Below are 22,588 nucleotides of genomic sequence, written 5' to 3' on the forward strand. Positions count from 1 at the left end.
TCGACGGTCGGCAGCACCCGCTGCTCGGGTCCTTCGGGACCGTCGGGGTAGACGGTGCGCAGGGTTTCGTGCCGCCACACCACATCTCGCAGCGCGGCGTTCAGCACGGATTCGTCCAGCACGCCGGTCACCCGCAGGACCAACGGGATATTGTCCGCCGCGCGGCCGGGGCCGTCGGCGTGGAAGCGGTTGAGGAACCAGATACGCTGCTGGGCCGCCGACAGCGGCACCCGATCCGGGCGCGGGTGGGCGGTCAGGGACATGTGCGCGGTGCTGCCCGAGCGGGCCTGGGCCAGCGCGGCGAGCGCGGCAACCGTTGGCGCATCGAACAATTCGCGCACCGACAGCTCGGCATCCAGTGCGCCGCCGATCCGGGCCACCGCGCGGGCGGCCAGCAACGAGCTGCCGCCGAGAGAGAAGAAATCGTCGTTCGCGCCCACTCGGTCGACACCGAGCAGATCGGCGAACACGCCCGCCACGACCTCCTCGGCCACGGTCTCGGGCGCGCGGTAGACGGCGGTCTCGAACACCGGGGTCGGCAGAGCGGCCCGGTCGAGCTTGCCCGACGCGGTGACGGGGAAGGCGTCGAGCACCACGAAGGCCGCCGGAACCATATAGCCCGGCAGCGCACCACCCAGTGCGACCTTGATCGCGTCCGGGTCGATCACGGCGTCGGGGTCGCGCTGCAGGTAGGCCGCCAGCTGATCGCCCGCGTGCGGATCCGAACGCACCAGCACCACGGCCTGATTGACGCCCGGCTGCGCCAGCAGCGCCGCCTCGATCTCACCGAGTTCGATGCGCTGACCGCGCAGCTTGACCTGGAAATCGGTGCGCCCCAGGTAGGTCAGCTCGCCATCGGGACCCCAGATGACCAGGTCGCCGGTGCGGTACATGCGCTCCGACGTCCCGAACGGGTTGGCCACGAAGCGATCCGCCGACAGGTCGGGACGGCCCAGGTAGCAGCGCGCCAGCTGATCGCCCGCCAGGTACAGCTCACCCGCGACGCCCGGCGCGACCGGGTTCAGGCGCGCATCGAGCACGTAGGCCCGGGTGTTCCAGACCGGGCGGCCCATGGGTACGAACGCGGTGTCGGTGTCGAGGACCTCGTGGTGGGTGACCTCCACGGCGGTCTCGGTGGGGCCGTACATATTGTGCAGGCGCGCCCCGGTCAGCTCGCGCAGCCGAGTGGCCGCGCCGACCGGCAGCGCCTCACCGGAACAGAACACCTGCCGCAGTCCGGTGCACCGCGCCGCGGCGGGTTCGGTCACGAAGATCGCCAGCATGGACGGCACGAAGTGGGCGTGCGTCACCCCGGCTCGAACGATCAGCTCCGCCAGGTACTTCGGGTCGCGATGCCCGTCCGGCGCGGCGATCACCAGCCGCGCGCCGATCTGCAAGGGCCAGAACAACTCCCACACCGACACGTCGAAGGTGACCGGGGTCTTCTGCAACACCACATCGGCGGCGGTCAGACCGAATCGGGCCTGCCCCCACACCAGACGGTTCACCACCGCGGCATGCGAGAGCGCCACGCCCTTGGGGCGGCCGGTCGAACCGGACGTGAAGAGGACGTAGCAGGTGTTCGAGTCCCGCAGCGGCGCACGGCGATCCGCGTCGGTCAGCGCGGCAGCGGCATAGCCGTCCAGGTCGAGCGTGTCGATGGCCAGCACCGGAATGTCGCGGGCGGTGGTGAATCCATCGCGCTCGGTGGTGAGGACGAGGACCGGCTCGGCCGCGTCGAGGACGTAATCGGTACGCAGTTCCGGCTGATCCGGATCGACCGGCACGTACGCGCCACCGGCGGCCAGGATCGCGTACATGCCCACGAGTAGTTCGGTAGAGCGTCGAATCGCCAGTGCGACACGGGCTTCCGGACCGACACCGGACTCGACGAGCTTGCGGGCCAGCTGATTCACCCGGTCGGCGAACTCGCCGTAGGACAGAGTCGTGCCCTCGAATTCGACGGCGGGCGCGTCCGGGCAGGCCAGGGCGCGGGCGTCGAACAGCGCGACGAGCGTCTTGACGGGTACGTCCAGATCGACCGCGGTCGCGTTCCAGGTGCGCAGCACGCGCTCGCGCTCATCGTCGGTGAGCAGGTCGATATCGCCGACCGGGCGCTCGGGGTCGGCGGTGACGGCGTCGAGCACCCGGTCCAGTCGCCGCGCGAAGGTCGCGATGGTGGATTCGTCGAAAAGGTCTGTGGCGTAGGTGAATACCGCGTCCAGCCCGCCCGCGGCCGCGTCCTCGGTCAGCGACAGCTGCAGATCGAACTTGGCGATGCCGGGATCCAGATCGATCCGCGACGCGCTCAGCCCCTCCAGTTCCAGGCCGGTGTGCGCGGTGTTCTGCAGGTCCAGGGCCACCTGGAACAGCGGGTGCCGGGCCTGCGAGCGCATGGGGCTGAGCACCTCGACCAGGCGCTCGAACGGCACGTCGGAGTGCGCGAAGGCCCGCAGATCGGTCTCGCGCACCCGCGCCAGGAGCTCCCGGAAGGACCGGTGCGGTGCCACCTCGGTGCGCAGCACCAGGGTGTTGACGAACATGCCGACCAGCTCGTCGAGGGCCCGCTCACCGCGGCCCGCGACCACCGAGCCGATCGAAATGTCCTCGGTGCCCGACAGTTTCGCGAGCAGGGTGGCGAAGGCCGCGTGCAGCGCCATGAAGACGGTGGCGTGGTCACGCTCGGCGAGTTCGCGCAGTCGCCCGTACCGCGCCGCGGAGACCGCGAACCGGAACTGCGCGCCCCGGCGGGTCGCCACGGCCGGACGCGGGCGATCACCCGGCAGCTCCAAAGTCTCCGGCTGCCCGGACAATTCGGCGCGCCAGAAGCGAATCTGCTCGGCCAGCACCGACTCCGGATCGTCCTCCGCGCCCAGCAGCTCGCGCTGCCACAGCGTGTAGTCGGCGTACTGCACCGGCAGCGGCGTCCACGCGGGTGCCACACCGGCGCGTCGGGCGGCGTAGGCCAGCATGAGATCCCGGGTCAGCGGTGCGATGGACCAGCCGTCGGCGGCGATGTGATGCACCGCCAGCACCAGCACGTGGGTCTCGGGTGCGACCGTGAGCAGGGTCAGCCGCGCGGGCACGGACTCGTCCACGGCGAACGGCAGTACCGCCAGCTCGAAGATCCGAGCTCGCAGCCGATCGGCTTCGACCGGTTCGGAAACCAGTGCGACACCGGACTTCTCGACCGGCAGCACCACCTGGCGGCCCACGCCGTCCACGGCCGGGTACACGGTGCGCAGCGTCTCGTGCCGCGCCACCACGTCGGTGACCGCGGCCGCCAGCGCGTCCACGTCCAGCGGGCCGTCCAAACGCAGGGCGGCGACCAGATTGTCGGCAATGGAGCTGTTGTCGAAGCGGTTCAGGAACCACATGCGCTGCTGGGCGTAGGACAGCGGCACCACCTCGGGCCGCTCCCCCGCCACCAGCGGGGTGCGGCGACCCGATCCGGCCAATTCGGCCAGGCGGGCCGCCAATTCGGCGACGCTGGACGCCTCGAACAGCAGGCGCACCGGCACCTGGGTGTCCAGGGCCGCGCCCAGGCGGGCCACCACCTGGGTGGCGATGAGCGAATTGCCGCCCAGCTCGAAGAAGTCGTCGTCCGCGCCGACACCGGTTCCGGCGGGCAGGTCGCGAACGACGGCACCGGCGGGCACCACCTCGGCGGCCGGGGCCAGGCCCAGCACCTCGGCGAAGACCTCCGCCACCAGCACCTCGACCGGCGTTGCGGGAGCCCGGAATTCGCGGGCGGCAAAGACCGGCGCGGGCAGCGCGCGGTAGTCGAGCTTGCCGTTGACGGTCATCGGCAGGGCGTCGAGCACCGTGAAGGCGGCCGGAATCATGTACGCCGCCAGCCGTCCCGACAGCGCCGAGCGGACCTGCGCCACGTCGATGTCCCCGGCGCTCGGCACCAGGTAGGCCACCAGCTGGTCGCCGCGCGCGGCATCGCGGTGCAGGGTCACCACGGCGGTGCGCACCTGCGGCAGGGCCGCCAGCGCCGCCTCGATCTCGCCGAGTTCGATGCGGAAACCGCGCAGCTTGACCTGAGTGTCGTTGCGGCCCAGGTATTCCACATCGCCGTCGGCGGTCCAGCGCACCAGGTCGCCGGTGCGGTACATGCGCTCACCCGGCGACCAGGGGCAGGCCACGAATCGGGCCGCGGTCAGGGCCGGGCGGTCCCGATAGCCGCGGGTGACCGGATTGCCCGCCACGTACAGTTCGCCGATCGCGCCGACCGGCACCGGCCGCAGGCGCCGATCGAGAATCCACTCCCGCGCGCCCGGCACCAGTCGGCCGATGGTGACCGGCCGATCCGGGGACATGGGACCGGTGATATTGACGACCACGGTGGCCTCGGTGGGCCCGTAGGCATTGATGAACTCGCGCCCGGCCGCGGTCCAGCGCCGCACCAGCTCGGTGGCGAACGCCTCGCCGCCCACCGCGACGTGCGCCAGGGTCGGCACCTGCGCCGGGTCGATGGTGCTCGCGCCGGACGGGGTCATGAAGACGTGGGTAACCCGCTGCGTGCGAATGACTTCGGCCAGTTCCGCGCCGATATGCGCGCCCGTGGGCGCGACCACCAGGGTGGCGGCCGAGCGCAGGGCCAGCAGCAGCTCGCCGATCGAGACGTCGAACGAGGAGCTGGTGACGTGCAGGACGCGCGCGTCGGCGCAGCCGGAGAAACGCTCGTACTGCGCCTCGGCCAGACCGGCCAGTCCCGAATGGGTGACCACCACGCCCTTGGGCAGACCGGTCGAGCCGGAGGTGTAGATGGAGTAGACGACATTCTGTCGGCGCAGCGGGCGCACCCGGTCCGCGTCGGTGATCGGGTCGGCCGCGAAAGCGGCGTACCGATCGGTGAATCCGGCGTCGTCGACGAGCAGCCAGGGCAGCGTGTCCGGCAGCGACTCCCGCACCGCGCCCAGGGACAGGCCGAGCACCGCGCCCGCGTCCCGCACGATGTAGGCGATGCGGTCGGCCGGGAAGGCCGGATCGACGGGCACCCAGGCCGCGCCGGTCTTGGCGATGGCCCACACGGCCACCAGGTACTCGATGGATCGCGGCAGGCTCACCGCCACCATGTCCTCGGGTCCCAGGCCGCGCGCGATCAGCATGCGCGCCAGGCGATTCGACGTGGCGTCCAGTTCGTTGTAGGTGAGCGCGATATCGCCCTCGACCAGGGCGAGATGATCCGGCGCGGTGGCCACGGCGGTCGCCATGATCTCCGGCAGCAGTCGGATCGACTCCACCGCGCAACCGGAACGGGTTGTCAGATCGGCGTATTCGTCCTCGGACAGCAGCGGCAGCGCGTCCACGGCGACGGAGGTATCGACGGTAATGGCCTCGAGCAGGCGCACGAAACGGCGCGCGAGTACCTCGACGGTGGCGGAATCGAAGAGATCCACCGCGAATTCGAACTCCGCGTGGATCCCCGCCGGTGCCGGACCTTCCCCGGGACCGGCACCGGCGAAGCTTTCGGTGACCGCGACCGAGAGGTCGAATTTGGTCACTCCGGTATCCAGCGTACCTGTCGTGGCAAGCAATCCGGGCAGTTCGAGGCTGATGTCTCCGGTGGCCGTAAAGGACAATGCCACCTGGAACAGCGGGTGCCGCGCCTGCGAGCGGGGCGGATTCAGGACCTCCACGAGCTGCTCGAACGGGACGTCCGCGTGCGCGAACGCGGCCAGGTCGGTCTCGCGGACCCGGCGGGCGAACTCGGCGAAGCTCACGGCCGGATCGATCTCGGTGCGCAGCGGCAGCGTATTGACGAACATGCCGATCAGATCGTCGAGTTCGCGCGCGCCGCGGCCGCCGACCGGCGTGCCGATGACAATGTCGGACACACCGGACAGGCGCGACAGCAGCACCGCCAGGGCGGCGTGCAGCAGCATGAAGGTCGTAACACCCTCGGCACGAGCGGTTTCCGCGAGCCGGGAGTGCAGGTCGGCGGGCAGCTCGACGGCCACCTTCGCGCCCCGGCCGGTGGCGATGGCGGGGCGCGGGCGGTCGGTCGGGAGTTCCAGCAAATCGGGCGCGCCCGCCAGGGTCTCGCGCCAGAAGTCCAGCTGGCGGGAGAGCAGCGAGTCCGCGTCCTCGGCGGTGCCGAGGCGATCACGCTGCCACAGCGTGTAATCCGCGTACTGGACCGCCAAGGGCTGCCAGCCGGGGGCCCGGCCTTCGGAACGCGCGAGGTAGGCCGTGATGAGGTCGCGGGCCAGGATCGGCAGTGAGAGACCGTCGGCGGCAATGTGGTGCAGCACGATGGCGATGGCGTATTCGGGAACGTCCAGATCGGCCGTGTCCACCGAAACGGGACCGCCCAGTCCGCAATCCGAGGCGACAGCACCGGTCACGGTGAACAGGCGTGCACGGAACGGGATCTCGTGCTCGAGATCGAAACCGCGGGCGGCGAAGGCGCGCAGGCGCTCGTCCAGGTCGTCGGCGTCGACCGTCTCCCGTGCCACGGGGTCGATCGCGTCGGCCACGGCCAGCACCCGCTGATGGGCGAAACCGGTGGTGGTCGACGGGAATACGGTGCGCAGCACCTCGTGCCGGTCCAACACGTCGGCCAGCGCCGTCCGCATGGCCGACTCGTCGGCCTCACCGCGCAGCCGCACCACGAACGGCATGTTGTAGCTCGCGCTGGCGGTGTCGAAACGGTTCAGGAACCAGATGCGCTGCTGCGCCGGGGACAGGGGCAGTGGCTCGGGGCGCTCGCGGCGCACCAACGCGACCCCATCGCCCGCGACCGCGTCGGCGTCCAGGAACTGGGCGTCGATCACGGTGGCCAGCTCGGACACGCTGGTGGCGCTGAACATTTCGCGCACGGACAGCCGCGAGCCGAGCTCGGCGTTCAGGCGCGCGGCCACCTGGGTGGCGATCAGGCTGTTGCCGCCCAGGGCGAAGAAGTCGTCGGTGCGGCCGACCTCGGGCGCGTCCAACACCTCGGCGAACACCCGGGCCACGGCGCGTTCGGTCACGGTGGCCGGAGCCTCGTAGCGGGCCGCCGCGCGCACCGGCTCGGGCAGCGCGGACCGATCCAATTTGCCGGAGGCATTGACCGGCAGGGCCTCGAGCACCATGTACGCGCTCGGCACCATGTAGCCCGGCAGCGCCCGCGCCGCCGCGGCCTTCAGCTTGGTCGTATCGAAATCCGCGGGCGCTACCACGTACGCCACCAGCTGCTCATCGCGCACGATCACCACCGCGCGGGACACGCCGTCCACGCCCGCCAGCACCGTCTCGATCTCGCCGAGCTCGATGCGCAGGCCGCGCACCTTCACCTGGAAATCGGTGCGGCCCAGGTACTCCAGCTCACCATTGTCGGTCCAGCTGACCAGGTCGCCGGTGCGGTACATGGCGTCACCGGGCGCGCCGAAGGGGTCGGCCACGAAGCGCTCGGCCGTCAGACCGGGACGCGCCACGTAGCCCCGGGCGAGCTGTACCCCCGACAGATACAGCTCACCCGGGGTGCCCACGGGAACCGGCCGCAGGCGTGCGTCGAGCACGTACAGCCGGGTGTTGAACACCGGTGCTCCGATGGGCACGGCAACGGTGTCCGCGGCGGTCACCTCGTGGAAGGTGACATCGACCGCAGCTTCGGTGGGTCCGTAGAGATTGTGGAGCGACGCGCCGGTCAGCGCGCGCAGCCGCTGCGCGGTCGGACCGGGCAGCGCCTCACCCGATGCGAAGACCCGGCGCAGCGAATCGAGTTCGGCCCCAGCGATTTCGGCGGGTTCCAGTTCGGACACGAAGGCGTCCAGCATGGACGGCACGAAATGCGCCGTGGTGACGCCGTATTCGGCGATGATGGCGCGCAGGTAGGCGGGATCGCGGTGGCCGTCGGGCTGGGCCAGCACCAGCGTCGCGCCGATCTGCAACGGCCAGAAGAACTCCCACACCGACACGTCGAAGGTGGCGGGCGTCTTCTGCAGCACCACATCGGCGTCCGTGAGCCGGTAGGTGCGCTGCATCCACTCCAGGCGGTTCACGATCGCGGCATGGGTCACGGCCACGCCCTTGGGGCGACCGGTGGAGCCCGAGGTGAAGATGACGTAGGCCGTGTTCGAGGGGCGCAGCGGAGCCACTCGCTCGGCATCGGTCACCGGCGCGGCCGAGTATCCGGCCAGCGCGGCACCGGCCAGCTCGTCCAAATCGAGTGTGGTGACCGAGGTTTCGGGGCTGTCGGCCGAGGTGGTCAGCAGCACTGCGGGCGAGGCCGTCTTCAGAATGTGGGCGATGCGCTCGGCCGGATGATCCGGATCCAGCGGCAGGTAGGCCGCACCCGCGGCCTGCACGGCGTACATCGCGACCGCCAGTTCCGGCGACCGGCGCAGGTGCAGCGCGACCAGCGATTCCGGGCCGACGCCCAGCGAGATCAGATGGCGGGCAAGGCGATTCACCCGTTCGGCGAACGCGCCATAGGTGAGATCGCGCGCGGGTTCACCGGCAAAGCGCACGGCCGGGGCCGACGGCGTGCGGGCCGCCTGCGCGTCGAACAGCGACACCAGCGTCGCCGCGGCGTCCACCGGATGCGCGGTGTCGTTCCACAGCCGCAGCACCACATCGCGTTCCAGGTCGGTGCAGACGTCCACGCCCGCGACCGGCGCGGCCGCGTCCAGGCCGACCAGCCGCTCCAGGAAATTCACGAAACGCCGGTGATGCCGGATGGTCTCGGCGCTGGAGTAGAGGTTCGGATTGACCTCGAGGTCCAGGTGGATCCGGTCGTTCTCGCCGTAGATGAGATTGAGGCTCATGTCCTCGACCGGGCTCGAGGACAGCAGGTGCAGGCGCGCCTTGATATCGCCGAACTCGAGCTGCGGATGGAACAGCATGATGTTGACCATCGGGCCGAACAGGCCGCGCGCGGCCGGGCTGCCCTGCTGCTCGGCGTCGCGGTGAATGTCCTCGTGCCGGTAGCGCTGATGCCGCAGCGCGCCCGAGATCTCCACCCGCGCCGACTTGAGCAGCTCACCCCAGGTGGTGTCCGCGCCGACGGCGATGCGCAGCGGAACGATATTCGACAGCATGCCCGTCGAGCGCCGCATGACCGCGGTGGTGCGCGCGGTGACCGGCAGGCTCAGCACCGCCTCGTCCTTGCCGGTGAGCCGGGCCAGATACGCCGCGAAGGCCGCCACGATGACCCCGGCCAGACCCGAATCCTGCCGCGCGCCAACCTCTTCGATCCGCCGCTGCAACTGCTCGGGCAGGGCCGCGTCGTAGTGCATGTTGCCCGCCCGGGGCGGGGCGGTGCGGCCCTTGAGGGTGGTGGGCCCATCCAGCCCGGCCGTGCGCTCGGCCCAGTGCGCGCGATCGGCCTGGAATCGGCTGCTCTCGCGATAGGCCAGTTCGGATTCGACCAGCTCCCGCAGCGTGCCGACCTTGACCGCCTCCGGTTCCAGGCCGCGTTGCAGCGCGGTGTAGCGCCGCGCCGACCACTGCATGGTGTTCATGGCGGCATAGCCGTCGCCCACGATGTGGTGGCCGACCACGAACCAGAACCAGCGCCGCTCGGCGACGCGAATGAGGGTGGGCGCGAAGAGCATGTCGACGTCGGTGAGCACGTTCACCGGCTGCACGATCTGGGTGCGCATCCATTCGTGCGCGGCGGCAACGGGATCCGCGGCCGAGCGCAGATCCATCAGCGTCGTGTTGTGGCCCGCGGTCGGGTCGATGTACTGGAACGGCTGGCCGTCGATCTCGACGAAGCGCAGCTGGGAGGTGCGCCAAAGCGGCACGCCGTCATCAGAGACCCGCAGCAGCAGGTCGACGTCGAAATCGCCTTCGATATCGACGTATTGGGCCATGGTCAGGGGAACATCCGGATTGAGCAGCTGCGCGTACCAGACGCCGAGCTGTGCGGGTCCGAGGGGAAACGGCGCTGAGATCTCCGACGGCGGAACGTCCTTCGGTCGCAGACCACTCGAGTCCGTACCCTGCACCAGAGCCTCCCTTGTCATGGCGAATTGCTGTGTCGACCAACTGTTTCGGGCATTGCGAAATAGACCTGGAATCCGCTCGCTGGACGAGGGCGCACCAGGCCGCGAAAGATCGCACCGCCCTGGGTGATTCGACGAATGCGCGGGAAACCGCGCGTGATTCAACTAGTGCTCGAAGCGGCCGGGCCTACTGGCTCGTCGGCCGGGATGCGAGTGCCTCCGGGTCATCGCATCCACTGGTGTCCTGCTGCCGATCTCCTCCAACTGTCACCTGCATCACACGGATGCCGTTCATGCATGTGGACACTAGGCGTTTACACAATAAAAAGGAACTTTTTCCTGAAAAAAAGTTGGACGAGCGTCTAGTTGGGCGAGAGGCCGACGCGAAGATCGCGATGAATGTGGGTACGACCACATGGCGAGGCGGCGGTGTGACCGACCGCACTTTCGGATGTGGAGACTATGAGTCGAAACGTTGCAACTGCGTTGCATCGGCGCCCATGCGCCGATCGAGCACGCGGATCTTGGCCTCGATCTGCGCGTACAGCGGAGACTCCCGATCAACGGTGGCGCGGTAGGCCGCCCACGCGGCCGCATCGTCGCGCCCCTCGGCACCGGCAGTCCACCGACTCAGGACCGATGCGTCACCGGAACGTAATACCGCGGTGCGCAGGCGAACTCGCAATTCATCGCGAATGTCTATAACTCCCGGCGCGGTCGAGCGCGGCAGCACCGGGCCCGCGTACAACCGCACGGCGGTATCCACATCCCCGGAATCCAGTGCGGCGCGCAGTGCTTCCACATCGGTCGCGATCGGAACGCGCAAACGGTAGGGGCGCGAACCGAACACATTCGACCCGACCACCGACCGCAGCCGCGACATGGCAGCGCGAATGGTGGCATTGTCCAGATCGGCGTCGTCGAGCAGCAGCGCCAGGTGATCGGCCGACAGGCCCTCGGTGTGCTCGGCCAGCAGCAGCAGGATCTCGGCGTGCCGCTGCGACAAGGGAACCCGCTCCCCCGCCACCGTCAACTGCGGCTGCCCGAGCCCGAGCACCTCGAGGCCCAACCGTTCCGGGGCGGGCGCGTCGGTCCGCCCGCGGCGGTCCTGACCCGAACGCACCGCGGCCAGCAGCAGATCCATCTCCGCGGCCGTCGCGGCGGCCTTGACCAGCGCCAGGATCTCCGGGCGCGCCACCCGCACCCCACCGGCGATCATGAGCACGCCCACCAGGCGGCCGTCCGGATCGTGCACCGGCGCAGCGGCTCCCGTGATCTGGTGCATACGGTGCAGGAAATGCTCGGGCCCGTGGATCCAGGCCGCGCGGCCGGTGCGCACCACCAGGCCGATGGCATTGGTGCCGACCCGGCGCTCGCTCAGATCATTGCCCTCGCGCAGGCCCGCCTCCGCGGCCGCCTGCACGCGATCGGCATTGCCGTGCACCGAGAGCACGCGGCCGAACTGGTCGGCCACCACCACGATCAGTCCGGTACTGGTCGCATCGCGCAGTAATAGCTTGTCCACCAACGGCATGACCGCGGCAATGGCGTGCGCGTCGCGATAGCGCTCCAAATCCGCGCCGCGCAGTCCCCGACCGTCACCGTCGTCCATGGGATCCACGCCGCCGCGCACACTGCGCAGCCAGGATTCGAGCACCATCGGCCGCAGTAGACCCGGCAACTGCCCCAGCTGATCGCCGCCCACACTGAGGTATCCGTGCGCCTGGGCGGCATATGTTTCGAGCGCCCCGAGTTGACTGCCCGGTTCGACGCCGTGGTGGGGCTGCCCTCCACCTGCGAGATTGCTGACCATTTGCCTTTCTTTCCGCCCCAAAGAGTACCGGCGCACCTGAGACCTGAAGGCAGAAGCCGGACGTTTGTCCGGCAGGTCACATGCCGACAGTCACACTGCAAAATGTGAGCTGCGCAGCATTTTGTTAAACATATACAGTTCAGTCGCGCCGCGGCGTTCGGGCGGCGAGGCCGAATCCCTTGCGGTGACCAGGATTTCGCTTACACAGTTCACCAAATCCACCGGCGCGACACCCTCCACTGTGCCAGGGTGAGTCCGTGGAGGACATCGATCTGACCGACCTCGACCGCTTCGCGCACGGATTCCCGCACGCGGTCTTCGATGAGCTCCGCGAGCGCGCACCGGTGTGGTGGCACCCGCCCACCGCGCACACCCCGGACGGGGAGGGCTTCTGGGTGATCAGCCGATACGCGGACATCGTTGCCGTGGCCGGGGATTCGGCGACCTACTCCTCCGAACGCGGCGGGCAGCGCCCGGGCGGCGGGACCCTCATCGAGGATCTGCCCGTGGACTGGGCGGTCGGAGTGCTGCTCAATATGATGGACGACCCCCGCCACGCCGAGGTGCGCCGACTGCTCATGCCCAGCCTCGCGCCGCGCACCCTGCGGCTCATCGAGGACGACCTGCGAGCGCGCGCCGCGACCATCGTCGACTCGGCAGTGGACAAGGGAGACTGCGACTTTCTGCTCGACCTCGCCGCGGAACTGCCGCTACAGGCGGTCGCGCAGCTGCTCGGCGTGCCCCAGGAGGATCGGCATCGGCTCTTCGGCTGGGCGAATGTGGCGCTGGACTACGACGATCGGGACCTGGGCGAGGCCACCGCGCGTACCCAGCGGGCCGTCGCCGAGACCCGGGCCTACGGCGCGCGGCTGTTCGAGGCCAAGACCGCCGACCCCGCCGAGGATCTGATGTCGCTCGCGGCGCACGCCACCATCGCCGGGCAGCCACTGTCCGCCATGGAGAAGGCCATGCTGTTCAGCCTGCTCATCGCCGCGGGCAGCGAGACCACGCGCAATTCCATCGCGGTCGGGATGCTGGCGCTCATCGAACGGCCCGAGATCTGGCCCGCGCTGCGGCGGGACCGGTCCCAACTGGACGGAGCCGTCGAGGAAATGCTGCGCTGGGCCTCCTCCACCTCCTACAACCGCCGCACCGCCACCCGCGACACCGTGCTGCGCGACCGGCGAATTCGGGCCGGGGACAAGGTGACCCTGTGGTGGACCTCCGCCAATCGCGACGCGAGCGTCTTCGCCGACCCATTCCGATTCGACATCACCCGCCGTCCCAACCCGCATCTCGCGTTCGGACGCGGCGGGCACTTCTGCCTCGGCTCCACTCTGGCGCGCATGGAAATGCGGGTCATCTTCGACACCCTGCTCGATCGCGTCGACACCGTCGAACTCACCGGACCCGTCGAGTACACCCGCAGCAACAAGCACACCGGCGTCCGCCACATGCCGGTCCGGCTGACCCGCACAGCCGACTAGTTCGGCGGCAGAGTCGGTTTCAACGCCGCCGCGCTGCGCACCTTCGCCGCACCCCACCACAGGCCCGCGCCGTAGGCGACATCGTCGAGGCGACGGCACGCGACATAGCGGAGCGGATCCAGGCTGCCGGGCTCACGATGGGTGAACCAGTCGGCCAGGCCCTCGGCCATGGCCAGGGTGATGGCGAGATGGCGAACCCGTCGCGAACACAGCATGCCCAGGAGCGTGACCGGCCAATAGTGACGGCACATCGCCGAGGCGAGGCGCCAGACGCCGCCGGTGAATCCGCGCGTCATGTAGATGGCGGCCACCCGCGTCGGATTATCGAGTCCGGCGAAGACCCGGCGTAGTCGAATCAGCGTGGCGGCCAGGGTCAGCACGCCGCCGAACACGCCCCAGCGCGACAGCGTGCCCAGCAGCAGCGCCGACACCGCGGTCCAGATCGGCAGCGACAGCGGGGCGGCCAGACCCGGATGCCGCTGGGCCAGCGGCGCCACCCCGGTCCCGTGGGTGACCTTGTGGGCGAACCACTTTCGCAGCGACACCGGATTGCTGTGCGCCACCCGCGCGGCCGGTTCGTAGCGCAGCCGCCAGCCCGCCCGATCCAGCCGCCAGCACAGATCCACATCGCCGCCCGCGGCCATGGACTCGTCGAAACCGCCCTCGGCCAGCAGCGCCAGGCGACGCACCAGCACCGCCGAACTCGGCACGTAAGGCACCGGGCCGTGCGCGTGCACCGCCGACTCGCGGCGGCCCCGATGCACCGAGCCGCGGGTGTGCTCGTAGCGGGCCAGCACGGTGGAATCGGGATCCATGGCCAGAATGCGCGGGGCCACCAGCGCCACCTTCGGATCGCTGAAATGGCCCAGCATGACCTCCAGCCAGCCGGTGCGGGGCACCACGTCCGGATCCAGGAAGGCCACGAATTCGGTTGCCGCCGCCCGCAATCCGATATTCCGCGCCGCGGCCGCCCCCTGCGGGGTGTCCCGGCGCAGCACCGTCACGCGGCAGCGGTTGCTGCGGTCGGGCGGAATCCGCACCGGCCGATCCGAGCCGTCGTCCACCACGATCACCGTGTGCCCGCGCAGCGCCGACAGCAGCCGCGAGAGTTCGGGCGCGTTGTTGTGCACCGGAACGATCACGGTGACGTCCTCCAGCGACGGCAGCAGCCGCGGTCGCGGATTCGCGACCCCGGAGTCCAGAAGACGTCTGGCAACCCGAGCCGACGCGGGGTCGGTCACCTCGAGGTAGCCGTCACCGATCAAGGCCGCAGCTTCCGGCGCGAGCCGCAGCAACCTCGTCGGCGTGCCGCCGACCAGGAGCCGTCCACCGGAATAAGTGCGCACCTTGGGATCGATTCGCACCCCGAAACCATCGGGAAGGCGATCATGGCGCATTCCCGAATGCTAAGTCAGCACACCGTTAGCAATGATGATTGGCGCGCTGGCGGTGTGTAATTTGCCCGCCGTTTCCCGGTGAACGGGTTCGTGTAACGCCGTAGCTCGACCACCTACTCGGCTCGCCCTCTACACTGCGGGAGGAAAATTGGCGGGTGAACAGGTCGGGGACGGTATTGCGTCCCCATAGTGGTCGAGGCGGTATGGGAGTCGGGCGCATGCAGACAAGCGGGGGCGGCAACACCCTCTCGGAATCCGAGATCGTCGAAGCCGCCCTGCGGGTGGTTCGGCAGGACGGCGTGGAGAAGCTGTCCATGCGACGACTCTCCCGCGAACTCGGAGTTTCACCGATGGCCCCCTATTACTACGTCGCCGACAAGCGCGAGCTACTCGATCTGGTCGCCACCGCCGCGCTCACCGGAGTGCGCAAGCCGCCACCCGAATTCGGTACGTGGCAAATGCGGTTGCGCGATCTGATCGACCAGATCGACGAAAAATTGCGCAAACACCCGGGTCTCGGCGACGTACTGATCGAGCAGATGCTCGGCAAACAGCTGGACCTCATCGCCGCCGTCATGGAAATCCTCTTCGACGCCGGATTCGACGAGCGCAATGTGCTCTCCGCCTACGCCACCATCCACACCTATCTGTTCGGTCGTTCCAAGGTGAACCCGCGCGACCGCAATGCCCTCGTGGATCGCGTGCTGCCCGAGGCGGTGGAACGCGCCACCAAACACCTGGCCGATCTGCGCGGGAAGTACTCCTACGACTTCTCGATGGACGTCCTCGTCGCGGGCCTCGAGGCTCAGCTTGTCCGGCAGCGAGACAGCCACGTATAGTGAAACTAGAACACGTTCTAGTTTCGGTAGACTGCACCGGCTGACCATCACCGCCGGGTTCGAGAGGACACTATGACCACCGTCGACGTACCGCACAGCTCGCGATCGGCCGTGCTGCGGGTCTCCGCGGTCATCAACGAGACGGCCGACTCCTGCTCGCTGGTATTCGACGTGCCCGAGGACCTGCGCGAGCGCTTCACCTACGCGCCGGGCCAGTTCCTGACCCTGCGCATCCCCAGCGACCTGACCGGGTCCGTGGCCCGCTGCTACTCGCTGGCCAGCTCACCCCACACCGACGACAAGCCGAAGGTGACCGTCAAGCGCACCGTCGACGGCTACGCCTCGAACTGGGTGTGCGACAACGTGAAAGCGGGCGACACCCTCGAGGTGCTGCCGCCCTCGGGCGTCTTCACACCCAAGAACCTGGACGAGGATCTGCTGCTGTTCGCGGCGGGCAGCGGCATCACCCCGGTGATGTCCATCCTCAAGTCGGCGCTCGCGCGCGGCAACGGCCGCATCGTGGTGGTGTACGCCAACCGCGACCACGACTCGGTCATCTTCGCCCGTGAACTGCGCGAACTCGCCGACAAGCACCCGCAGCGACTGATCGTCGTGCACTGGCTCGAGCACCTGCAGGGCCTGCCCACCGCCGACGCGCTGGCCACCCTGGTCGCGCCCTACGCCTCCTACGAGGCCTTCATGTGCGGCCCCAAGCCGTTCATGGACCGCGTGCACGACGCCCTCGGCCAACTCGGCATGCCGCGCAACCGGACCCACGCCGAGGTCTTCAATTCGCTCTCGGGCGACCCCTTCGCCGAGGTCGCCCCGACCGAGATCACCGACGAGGAGGCCGCCGACGCCGCCAGCGTCGAGGTCGAATTGGACGGCGAGACCCACGAATTGACCTGGCCGCGCAGCCAGACGCTGGTCGACATCATGCTGTCCAAGGGCATCGACGTGCCCTACTCCTGCCTCGAGGGCGAATGCGGCTCCTGCGCCTGCACCGTGCTCGAGGGCGCGGTGGAAATGGAGAACGCGGAAATCCTCGATCCCGAGGACATCGCCAATGGGTACATCCTGGGCTGCCAGGCCCGGCCGGTGACCGATCACCTGAAGATCCAGTTCTGACGGTTCCCCGAAAACGAAAGTCGGCCGCCACATCTCGGATGTGGCGGCCGATTTCTTTGTGGCCCTTCGAGTTGATAGGCCCGAAGACTCAGTAGGCTCCGAAGGCTCAGTAGGCTCCGAAGACGTTGTCGATCGAGCCGTAGCGGTGGGCCGCGTAGTTGCAGGCCGCCGCGATATTCGCGACCGGATCGTAGATATCCCAGGACGTTCCGTCGACGTGGTACGCCTGGAAGGTCGGGTCGATCACCTGCAGCAGACCCTTGGACGGGATACCGGCCGCGGCATTCGAATCGTAGAGATTGATGGCCTGCGGATTGCCGCCGGACTCGCGCTGGATATTGCGGAAGATGCCGTCGTAACTACCCGGAATGCCGTGCTGGCCCATGACATACAGCGCGTTCTTGATCCAGCCGTCGAGATCATTGGTGAACACCGGGGGCAGCAGCTGATTGAAGGGCGCGGGCAGGCCCTGCACGAACTGGCGGAGCTGGTCCTGCTGCGGCGCGGGCAGGCCATTGTCGACCTGCACGGCCTGCTGCTGGAGCTGCTGGGCGGTGCCCTGGAATTCCGGCGGGACACCATTGATGACATCGGCGGACGCGGTGCCGGTGGCGGCGACCACGGCGGTGACGGCGAACGCGACGGCCGCGGCGGCCTTCGTGGAACGGGAGATCCGGGCGGGCTGGGCGATCAGATTTTTCAAAGGCATGGCGATACGGGGGCAGCGCTGACCACGACGGGTATCCCGAAGGAACCCGCCGACGCACTCCATGGGTAGTGATGTGCATGTGGGAGAACGGGACTCGGGAATCTCCCAGCTATCACCGTTCGTTCGTGCTCTCGCCAAAAGGCGGCGGTCTCCGCACGAGGGGTGCCAACTCGTTTCGAGCTGGTATCGGCCGTCGCCGACTGATCACAGAATGATTGCGCTAGGTTAACGTAAACTGAACACAGGGTGAACAGTCAGTGTTAGCGGCGAGAGCCGTGTGTCACAGCAATTGGGCAGCGTCGCGCTCATCGCTGCGCGCGGTAATGAATCCGCTGCTCAGGCGTCAGATGCTCGGTCGCGTAACTCAGCGCGGTCCGGCCCATGGCGGCCGCGTGCGCGTCCAGAAATCCGGTGAGAATCGCCGGATCGACGCGTTTTCCGATCTCCCGCAGCATCCAGCCGACCGCCTTCTGAATCAGATCGCGGCGATCGTCGAGCAGTTGTTCGCACAACTCGAGGGTGGTCGAGGTATCGCCCTGCTTGATGAAGGCGAAAGTGGTGAGCAGGGCCACCCGCCGCTCCCACAGCGAATCCGAGGCCGCGAATTCGTAGAGCAGATCCCGCGGGCGCTGCGACAACCACGGGCCGAGCACGAACTCCGCCGAGGCGTCGACCAGATCCCAGTTGTTCACCCGCCCCCGCCGCACCGCGGCCAGATACAGATCGACGATTTCCCGCTGCCGCGCCTCGTCTCCCCCGCGTTTGCGCGACGCCTTCGCCATCTCCCCATTCAGAATCACCAACCCGGCCAGCCGATGCTCGTGCACCGCGCTGTCGAGCAATACATCGATCTCCGAAAGCGGCATCCCGACAAACGCTTTCACGGCCTTCCGGGTCTGCGGAACCCGGACGCCGATAAAAACATCACCCTCCCCGTACTCCCCCGGCCCCGTCTTGAAAAACCGCCGCAGCTGCACGGCATCGGCCGGATCGGCGAGCGCCGCCAATTCCGCCTGCACCGCCGCCGCCGTGAGTGCCTCGGCACTGACGCCGGTTCCGCTCATCGCGCCTCCTGCGTGGGTGGGCCGGAGAAATCCTTTCTCGATCGAATCCTAGATCTGCCTCAAGCGGTTTCAGCCGCGGCCTGTAACAGCACCTCGCCGAATTTGCGCATGTGGTCGGCTCCGCCGTACCAGGCCGCCACCAATTCGACGGCGGCCGCGCGGGTGCGTTGGGCGACCTTCGCCAAATCCGCCACCGAGATCTCTCCGGCCTCAGCGGCCTTGGCGGCCTCGTCCAGATCGTGGCTGGCCGTCAGCAGGCGCATGATGTGGTGCAGGTCGATGGTGGCGTCGCTGGTTCGGAACTCGGCGGCGGCCTTGGCCGCGGGCTGGGCCGAAACCGGCTGCTCCACAACGGGTTCCGGTGCGGCGCGACGGCGCGACGGGGCCTTCGCCGGGGGCGCGGACTCGCGGGACGCGTCCTGGGCGGTCTCGCGCAGCGAGGCGGCGACGGCCTCCAGGCTCTCCAGGCGGGTGGGGGCCTCGAGCCGGGCGGGCGGCTCGGGGTCCGGCGCGTAACGACGCGCGACGGGGGGCTCGATATCGACGGCCGGGCTCGCGCCGAACACGTCCGAACGCGCGTCCGCGCGGTCGGCGAACGGCGAGCCATTGGTCGCGGGGCGAACATCCAGGCCCTCGACATCGGTGCCCGACGACGCGGCGAACGGTGAGCCATTGGTGGCGGGGCGCACGCCCAGCCCCTCGGTGCCCGTTGCCGGGGCGGCGGTGAACGATTCACCGTTCGTCTCGGGGCGGGTCAGCGATCCGGTGTCGTAACTGGTTCGGTTGTACAGCGAGCCATTGGTGGCCGGGCGCGCCGCGAAGGCGTCCGCGCCGAGCGGCTCACCCTCGGCCGCCAGCCGGGCGGCCACCGCCTCGGGCTCGGCGGTGCGCTGCGGCAGATCCGGGGCCAGCCGACGCGGCAGGCCGTCCGAATCCGGTGCGCTGCGCAGGGTTACGGGCGCACTGGACCACTGCACGGCCTGGGCGTCGTGACCATTGCGGCCCAGGCCACCGTGACCGCCGGTATCGATGCCGGTGAGCACCGGGTTCGGCGAGGTGCCCGGCGACGCGGTGTCCGGGTGGGTGAGGCGGTAACCCGGCTGACGCGCGGGGCGCGAATCTCCCGGACCGGCAGTGAAATCGGCATCCATGGCCGACATTCTTACCGGCGTACCCGAGCCGGTGCGACTCGGGCCGTAGCGAAGGTGTGTGAATACCCGTCACGAAAGCAGCTCACGACCAAGGGTATTGGGGGATTGACACCGGCTCGGCAATTACTCGGCGCCGCCGATGTCCCAGCGGCTCAACCCATATGGCTCATGCCCGCCGCGACCACCTGGGCCACATTCATGATCTCGTCACCCGTGGGCAACGGCACGCCGTCCAGGGCGTGCAGCCGATCCGTGCTCGCGATCGCCAGCATGGCCGACACCCACGCCGCCGCGCACGCCCGCAGGGTGCCCGGCTGCACCGGCGTCGGCGTGCTCGCGGCCAGCACCCGCGCGGTGGCCTCCAACAGCTGATCACGCATGCGACGCAATTGTTTCCGCACATCCGGATGGGTGTCCGCCTCACGCCACATGATCACCCGCAGCACCGAGGAATTGTTCTCGCGCAAATTCAGCGCGGCATCCATGTTCACCAGACTCTTGGCCGGATCGCCAGGGACGACCACCGATTCGATGTCGTCGAGCGGCTGGGACGGGACGCGCTCGGCCATCAGGGCCGACAGAATCGCGTCCTTGGTGGGGAAGTAATAGAAGACCAGGCCCTTGGGCACACCCGCCGCCTCCGCGATGGACGCGGTGGCGGTCGCATCGAATCCATTGGCCGCGAAAAGGCTTTCGGCGGCATCCAGGATGAGCTGGCGAGCATCCCCGTCGACCTTCTTGCTCCGGCGACGCCGTGATGTGGGCACTGCTCGACTTCCTCCTCACGCCGTACCAGCGGAGGCTTCCGCGACCGGTCGGGCGGACGTAGACGACAAGCATAACGCGCGGACACGCCGACCCCGGGTCGCTCTCCCGTAGTCACGGGGGCCCGAGATCGGCGTGCCCGGTGCCGGTCAGTGCGCCGCCGCGCCGAAGCGGCCCGAAACCTCGGGCATCTCGGCCAGGGCGACCACCACCGTCAACGCACCCACGATCCACGCAACCCAGGAGGCGTTGCTGTAGGAGTGGAAGTTCATCACCCACGGGGAGATGAACATCAGGACGCCCAGCACGCCGAGCGCGCGGCCGGTCCAGCCACTGGCCCGGTCGGCAAGCTGAGACAGGCCCGCGAGTGCGATCAGCACGCCGAGCACCACGAGGGTCCACAGAGCGCGGCTGCTGTGCGCCACCCAGATCGGGGACAGCGCGGCGACTGCGCCGAGCACGACCGTTACGGCCTGCTCCGCGCGACTCACGGTGAACATGGAATGCCTCCTTTGAAAGGCGAGGGAATATGTTCTGCTTTCGTTGTATTCCTGATTGACCGGCCGATCAATCAATGCTCGGATACGCTTCGGCCGCAGTTCGGGTGTGACGGGCGACACAGCAGTGCGCGACCTCGGGAACCGATATGGTTGGCCCATGCCAGACTCGGTAGAACACGTTCTAATTGTTGGCGCGGGGCTCGCGGGACTGCGCACCGCCGAGGAACTGCGACGTGGGGGTTACACCGGCGAGATCACGCTGCTGGGCGAGGAGAACCGGGCACCCTACGACCGGCCGCCGCTGTCCAAGCAATACGTGCGCGGCGAGACCGACGACACCGCGCTGCGGCCCGCCGAATTCTTTGCCGAACAGCGGATTCGGCTGCGGCTGGGCGTGGCCGCCACCGGCGTCGACACCACCGCGCGACGGGTGCGACTGGCCGACGGCGACGAGGTCGCCTACGACGCGCTGGTGATCGCCACCGGGCTGCGGCCGCGGCGTATTCCGAATCTGCCCGAGCTCACCGGAGTGCACGTACTGCGCTCGCACGCCGACGCCGCCGGACTGCGCGAGCACCTCGGGAGCGCGCGCAAGGCGGTCATCGTGGGCGCGGGCTTCATCGGTTGCGAACTCGCGGCAAGCTTCCGCTCCCGCGACCTCGACGTGACCATCGTGGAACCCCAGCCCACTCCCCTCCATGCCGCGCTGGGCGCGCAGGTCGGCGCGCTGGTGACCCGGCTGCACGAGGCCGAAGGGGTCACGGTGCGGTGCGGGGTGGGCGTGGAATCGCTTGTCGCCGAGGGTGATTCGGTCCGTGGCGTGCGGCTGGCGGACGGCGGCGTGCTCGATGCCGACCTGGTGGTCATCGGCATCGGGTCGTCGCCGGTCACCGAGTGGCTGGAAGGTTCCGGCATACCGCTGGCCACCCCGGCCGACGGCGGCGGCGTTCTCACCGACGAGCACGGCCGTACTTCCGTGCCCGGGGTCTGGGCCGTCGGCGATGTGGCCGCCTGGCCGCACGCCGTGGGTCGCAACCGGCGCGTCGAACACTGGACCAATGCCGGAGAGCAGGCCCAGACGCTGGCCGCCGCGCTGCTCGGCACCGAGCCGACCGTCGAGGTCCAGGTGCCGTATGTGTGGAGCGACCAGTACGACATGAAGATTCAGGTCCTCGGCATCCCGGCTCTCGCCGACGAGATCCGGATCGTCGAGGACAAGGGGCGCAAGTTCCTGGCCCACTATCTGCGCGCGGGTGAACTGGTGGCGGTGGTCGGCGCGAGCATGGTCGGCAAGGTCATGAAGGCCCGCGCCGAACTCGCCGCGAACCTGCGAATCCAGACTCCGGTCGGCTAGGCGGCCCCGGACTCGGCGTCATAACCGGCCTCTGCCCGCAACTTGGCGGCCCGCTCGCGCGGGTCGTAGTCGGGACCGACACCCTCGATCAGCAGCAGATCACCGTCGATGTGATCGGCCCGCAGCCGCAGAATCGCCTGATACTCCGGCGAGCGATACCAGGCGCGGGCCCGTTCGACATCGGGAAACTCGATGAGCACCATGCTGCCCGGCCACTCCCCCTCGACCACCTCGACGGGCGTGCCGTGGATGACGAAGCGGCCCGAGAACGGATCCAGGGTGTCCTGAATGCGCTCGAGATACTCCAGGATCTCCGGATGCGGGCGGCGGGCGCGAAGATGGGCGAAACCGTAAGCGGACATGAGCCGACGCTAGGTCGCGCGGCCGCCCGGGCCAATTACCTCCGAGGTAATCCCGCCGAGGTAATCCGGGCCCACACC

The 22,588-nt window shown here is 68.9% G+C and carries 13 protein-coding genes (1 of these 13 running past the window's edge); 4 read left to right on the forward strand and 9 right to left on the reverse strand.

The genetic code is table 11. The annotated features are described in order from the left end of the window. On the reverse strand, nt 1-9,944 hold the 5' portion of the coding sequence (locus VMT40_RS33040; protein WP_326363281.1) for a non-ribosomal peptide synthase/polyketide synthase. The gene continues 7,933 nt to the left of window position 1, outside the view; 9,944 of the gene's 17,877 nt are visible here — the first part of the coding sequence; it begins with the start codon at nt 9,942-9,944; its stop codon lies off the left edge, out of view. Between the two features lie 457 nt (nt 9,945-10,401). Beyond that, nucleotides 10,402-11,754: a GAF domain-containing protein gene (locus tag VMT40_RS33045; protein ID WP_326363283.1), complete on the reverse strand. Its 1,353-nt coding sequence runs from the start codon at nt 11,752-11,754 to the stop codon at nt 10,402-10,404. A 257-nt stretch (nt 11,755-12,011) separates the two neighbouring features. Between VMT40_RS33045 and VMT40_RS33050 the strand changes: the two genes are divergently transcribed. Beyond that, nucleotides 12,012-13,241, forward strand: coding sequence for a cytochrome P450 (locus VMT40_RS33050; protein WP_326363285.1), 1,230 nt, complete (start codon nt 12,012-12,014; stop codon nt 13,239-13,241). Here the strand turns inward: VMT40_RS33050 and mftF are convergent. Further along, nucleotides 13,238-14,638: a mycofactocin biosynthesis glycosyltransferase MftF gene (gene mftF, locus VMT40_RS33055; RefSeq protein ID WP_326363287.1), complete on the reverse strand. Its 1,401-nt coding sequence runs from the start codon at nt 14,636-14,638 to the stop codon at nt 13,238-13,240. The genes VMT40_RS33050 and mftF overlap by 4 nt on opposite strands. A 218-nt stretch (nt 14,639-14,856) precedes the next feature. On the opposite strand from mftF, the gene mftR2 reads away from it, so the two are divergent. Together mftR2 and VMT40_RS33065 are read left to right on the forward strand one after the other, a co-directional pair. Continuing rightward, nucleotides 14,857-15,477, forward strand: a complete 621-nt coding sequence (gene mftR2, locus VMT40_RS33060; protein ID WP_326363288.1) for a mycofactocin system transcriptional regulator MftR2 — start codon at nt 14,857-14,859, stop codon at nt 15,475-15,477. Between the two features lie 72 nt (nt 15,478-15,549). After that, entirely contained in the window at nt 15,550-16,605 is a 1,056-nt protein-coding gene (locus VMT40_RS33065) for a ferredoxin--NADP reductase (RefSeq protein ID WP_326363289.1), read from the forward strand. Nucleotides 16,606-16,711: 106 nt separating this feature from the next. Here VMT40_RS33065 and VMT40_RS33070 read toward each other — a convergent pair whose 3' ends face one another. From VMT40_RS33070 to VMT40_RS33090, 5 genes are all read right to left on the reverse strand, one after another. Then, nucleotides 16,712-17,314: a transglycosylase SLT domain-containing protein gene (locus VMT40_RS33070; protein ID WP_326363290.1), complete on the reverse strand. Its 603-nt coding sequence runs from the start codon at nt 17,312-17,314 to the stop codon at nt 16,712-16,714. A gap of 305 nt (nt 17,315-17,619) precedes the next feature. Continuing rightward, nucleotides 17,620-18,378, reverse strand: a complete 759-nt coding sequence (locus VMT40_RS33075; RefSeq protein ID WP_326363292.1) for a DNA alkylation repair protein — start codon at nt 18,376-18,378, stop codon at nt 17,620-17,622. Between the two features lie 59 nt (nt 18,379-18,437). Then, the gene (locus VMT40_RS33080; RefSeq protein ID WP_326363294.1) at nt 18,438-19,529 is read right to left on the reverse strand and encodes a hypothetical protein; all 1,092 of its coding nucleotides are present in this window, start codon (nt 19,527-19,529) and stop codon (nt 18,438-18,440) included. Between the two features lie 152 nt (nt 19,530-19,681). After that, nucleotides 19,682-20,296: a TetR/AcrR family transcriptional regulator gene (locus tag VMT40_RS33085; RefSeq protein ID WP_326363295.1), complete on the reverse strand. Its 615-nt coding sequence runs from the start codon at nt 20,294-20,296 to the stop codon at nt 19,682-19,684. Nucleotides 20,297-20,443: 147 nt separating this feature from the next. Then, the gene (locus VMT40_RS33090) at nt 20,444-20,794 is read right to left on the reverse strand and encodes an SPW repeat protein (protein WP_326363297.1); all 351 of its coding nucleotides are present in this window, start codon (nt 20,792-20,794) and stop codon (nt 20,444-20,446) included. Nucleotides 20,795-20,951: 157 nt separating this feature from the next. Between VMT40_RS33090 and VMT40_RS33095 the strand changes: the two genes are divergently transcribed. Next, nucleotides 20,952-22,148, forward strand: coding sequence for an NAD(P)/FAD-dependent oxidoreductase (locus VMT40_RS33095; RefSeq protein ID WP_326363298.1), 1,197 nt, complete (start codon nt 20,952-20,954; stop codon nt 22,146-22,148). On the opposite strand, the gene VMT40_RS33100 is transcribed toward VMT40_RS33095, so the two are convergent. Further along, entirely contained in the window at nt 22,145-22,510 is a 366-nt protein-coding gene (locus VMT40_RS33100; protein ID WP_326363300.1) for a DUF1330 domain-containing protein, read from the reverse strand. The two genes, VMT40_RS33095 and VMT40_RS33100, sit on opposite strands and share 4 nt — an antisense overlap. Nucleotides 22,511-22,588 lie beyond the last annotated feature (78 nt).

Origin of the sequence: Nocardia sp. CDC160 (assembly GCF_035818795.1) — a bacterium.
Lineage (GTDB): Bacteria > Actinomycetota > Actinomycetes > Mycobacteriales > Mycobacteriaceae > Nocardia.

Bases quoted from the DNA above. Each gene is read 5' to 3' on its own strand.
- VMT40_RS33045 (WP_326363283.1), bottom strand. From the start codon at position 11,754: ATGGTCAGCAATCTCGCAGGTGGAGGGCAGCCCCACCACGGCGTCGAA.
- VMT40_RS33095 (WP_326363298.1), top strand. From the start codon at position 20,952: ATGCCAGACTCGGTAGAACACGTTCTAATTGTTGGCGCGGGGCTCGCG.
- VMT40_RS33070 (WP_326363290.1), bottom strand. From the start codon at position 17,314: ATGCCTTTGAAAAATCTGATCGCCCAGCCCGCCCGGATCTCCCGTTCC.
- mftF (WP_326363287.1), bottom strand. From the start codon at position 14,638: ATGCGCCATGATCGCCTTCCCGATGGTTTCGGGGTGCGAATCGATCCC.
- VMT40_RS33090 (WP_326363297.1), bottom strand. From the start codon at position 20,794: ATGTTCACCGTGAGTCGCGCGGAGCAGGCCGTAACGGTCGTGCTCGGC.
- VMT40_RS33065 (WP_326363289.1), top strand. From the start codon at position 15,550: ATGACCACCGTCGACGTACCGCACAGCTCGCGATCGGCCGTGCTGCGG.
- VMT40_RS33075 (WP_326363292.1), bottom strand. From the start codon at position 18,378: ATGAGCGGAACCGGCGTCAGTGCCGAGGCACTCACGGCGGCGGCGGTG.
- VMT40_RS33080 (WP_326363294.1), bottom strand. From the start codon at position 19,529: ATGGATGCCGATTTCACTGCCGGTCCGGGAGATTCGCGCCCCGCGCGT.
- mftR2 (WP_326363288.1), top strand. From the start codon at position 14,857: ATGCAGACAAGCGGGGGCGGCAACACCCTCTCGGAATCCGAGATCGTC.
- VMT40_RS33100 (WP_326363300.1), bottom strand. From the start codon at position 22,510: ATGTCCGCTTACGGTTTCGCCCATCTTCGCGCCCGCCGCCCGCATCCG.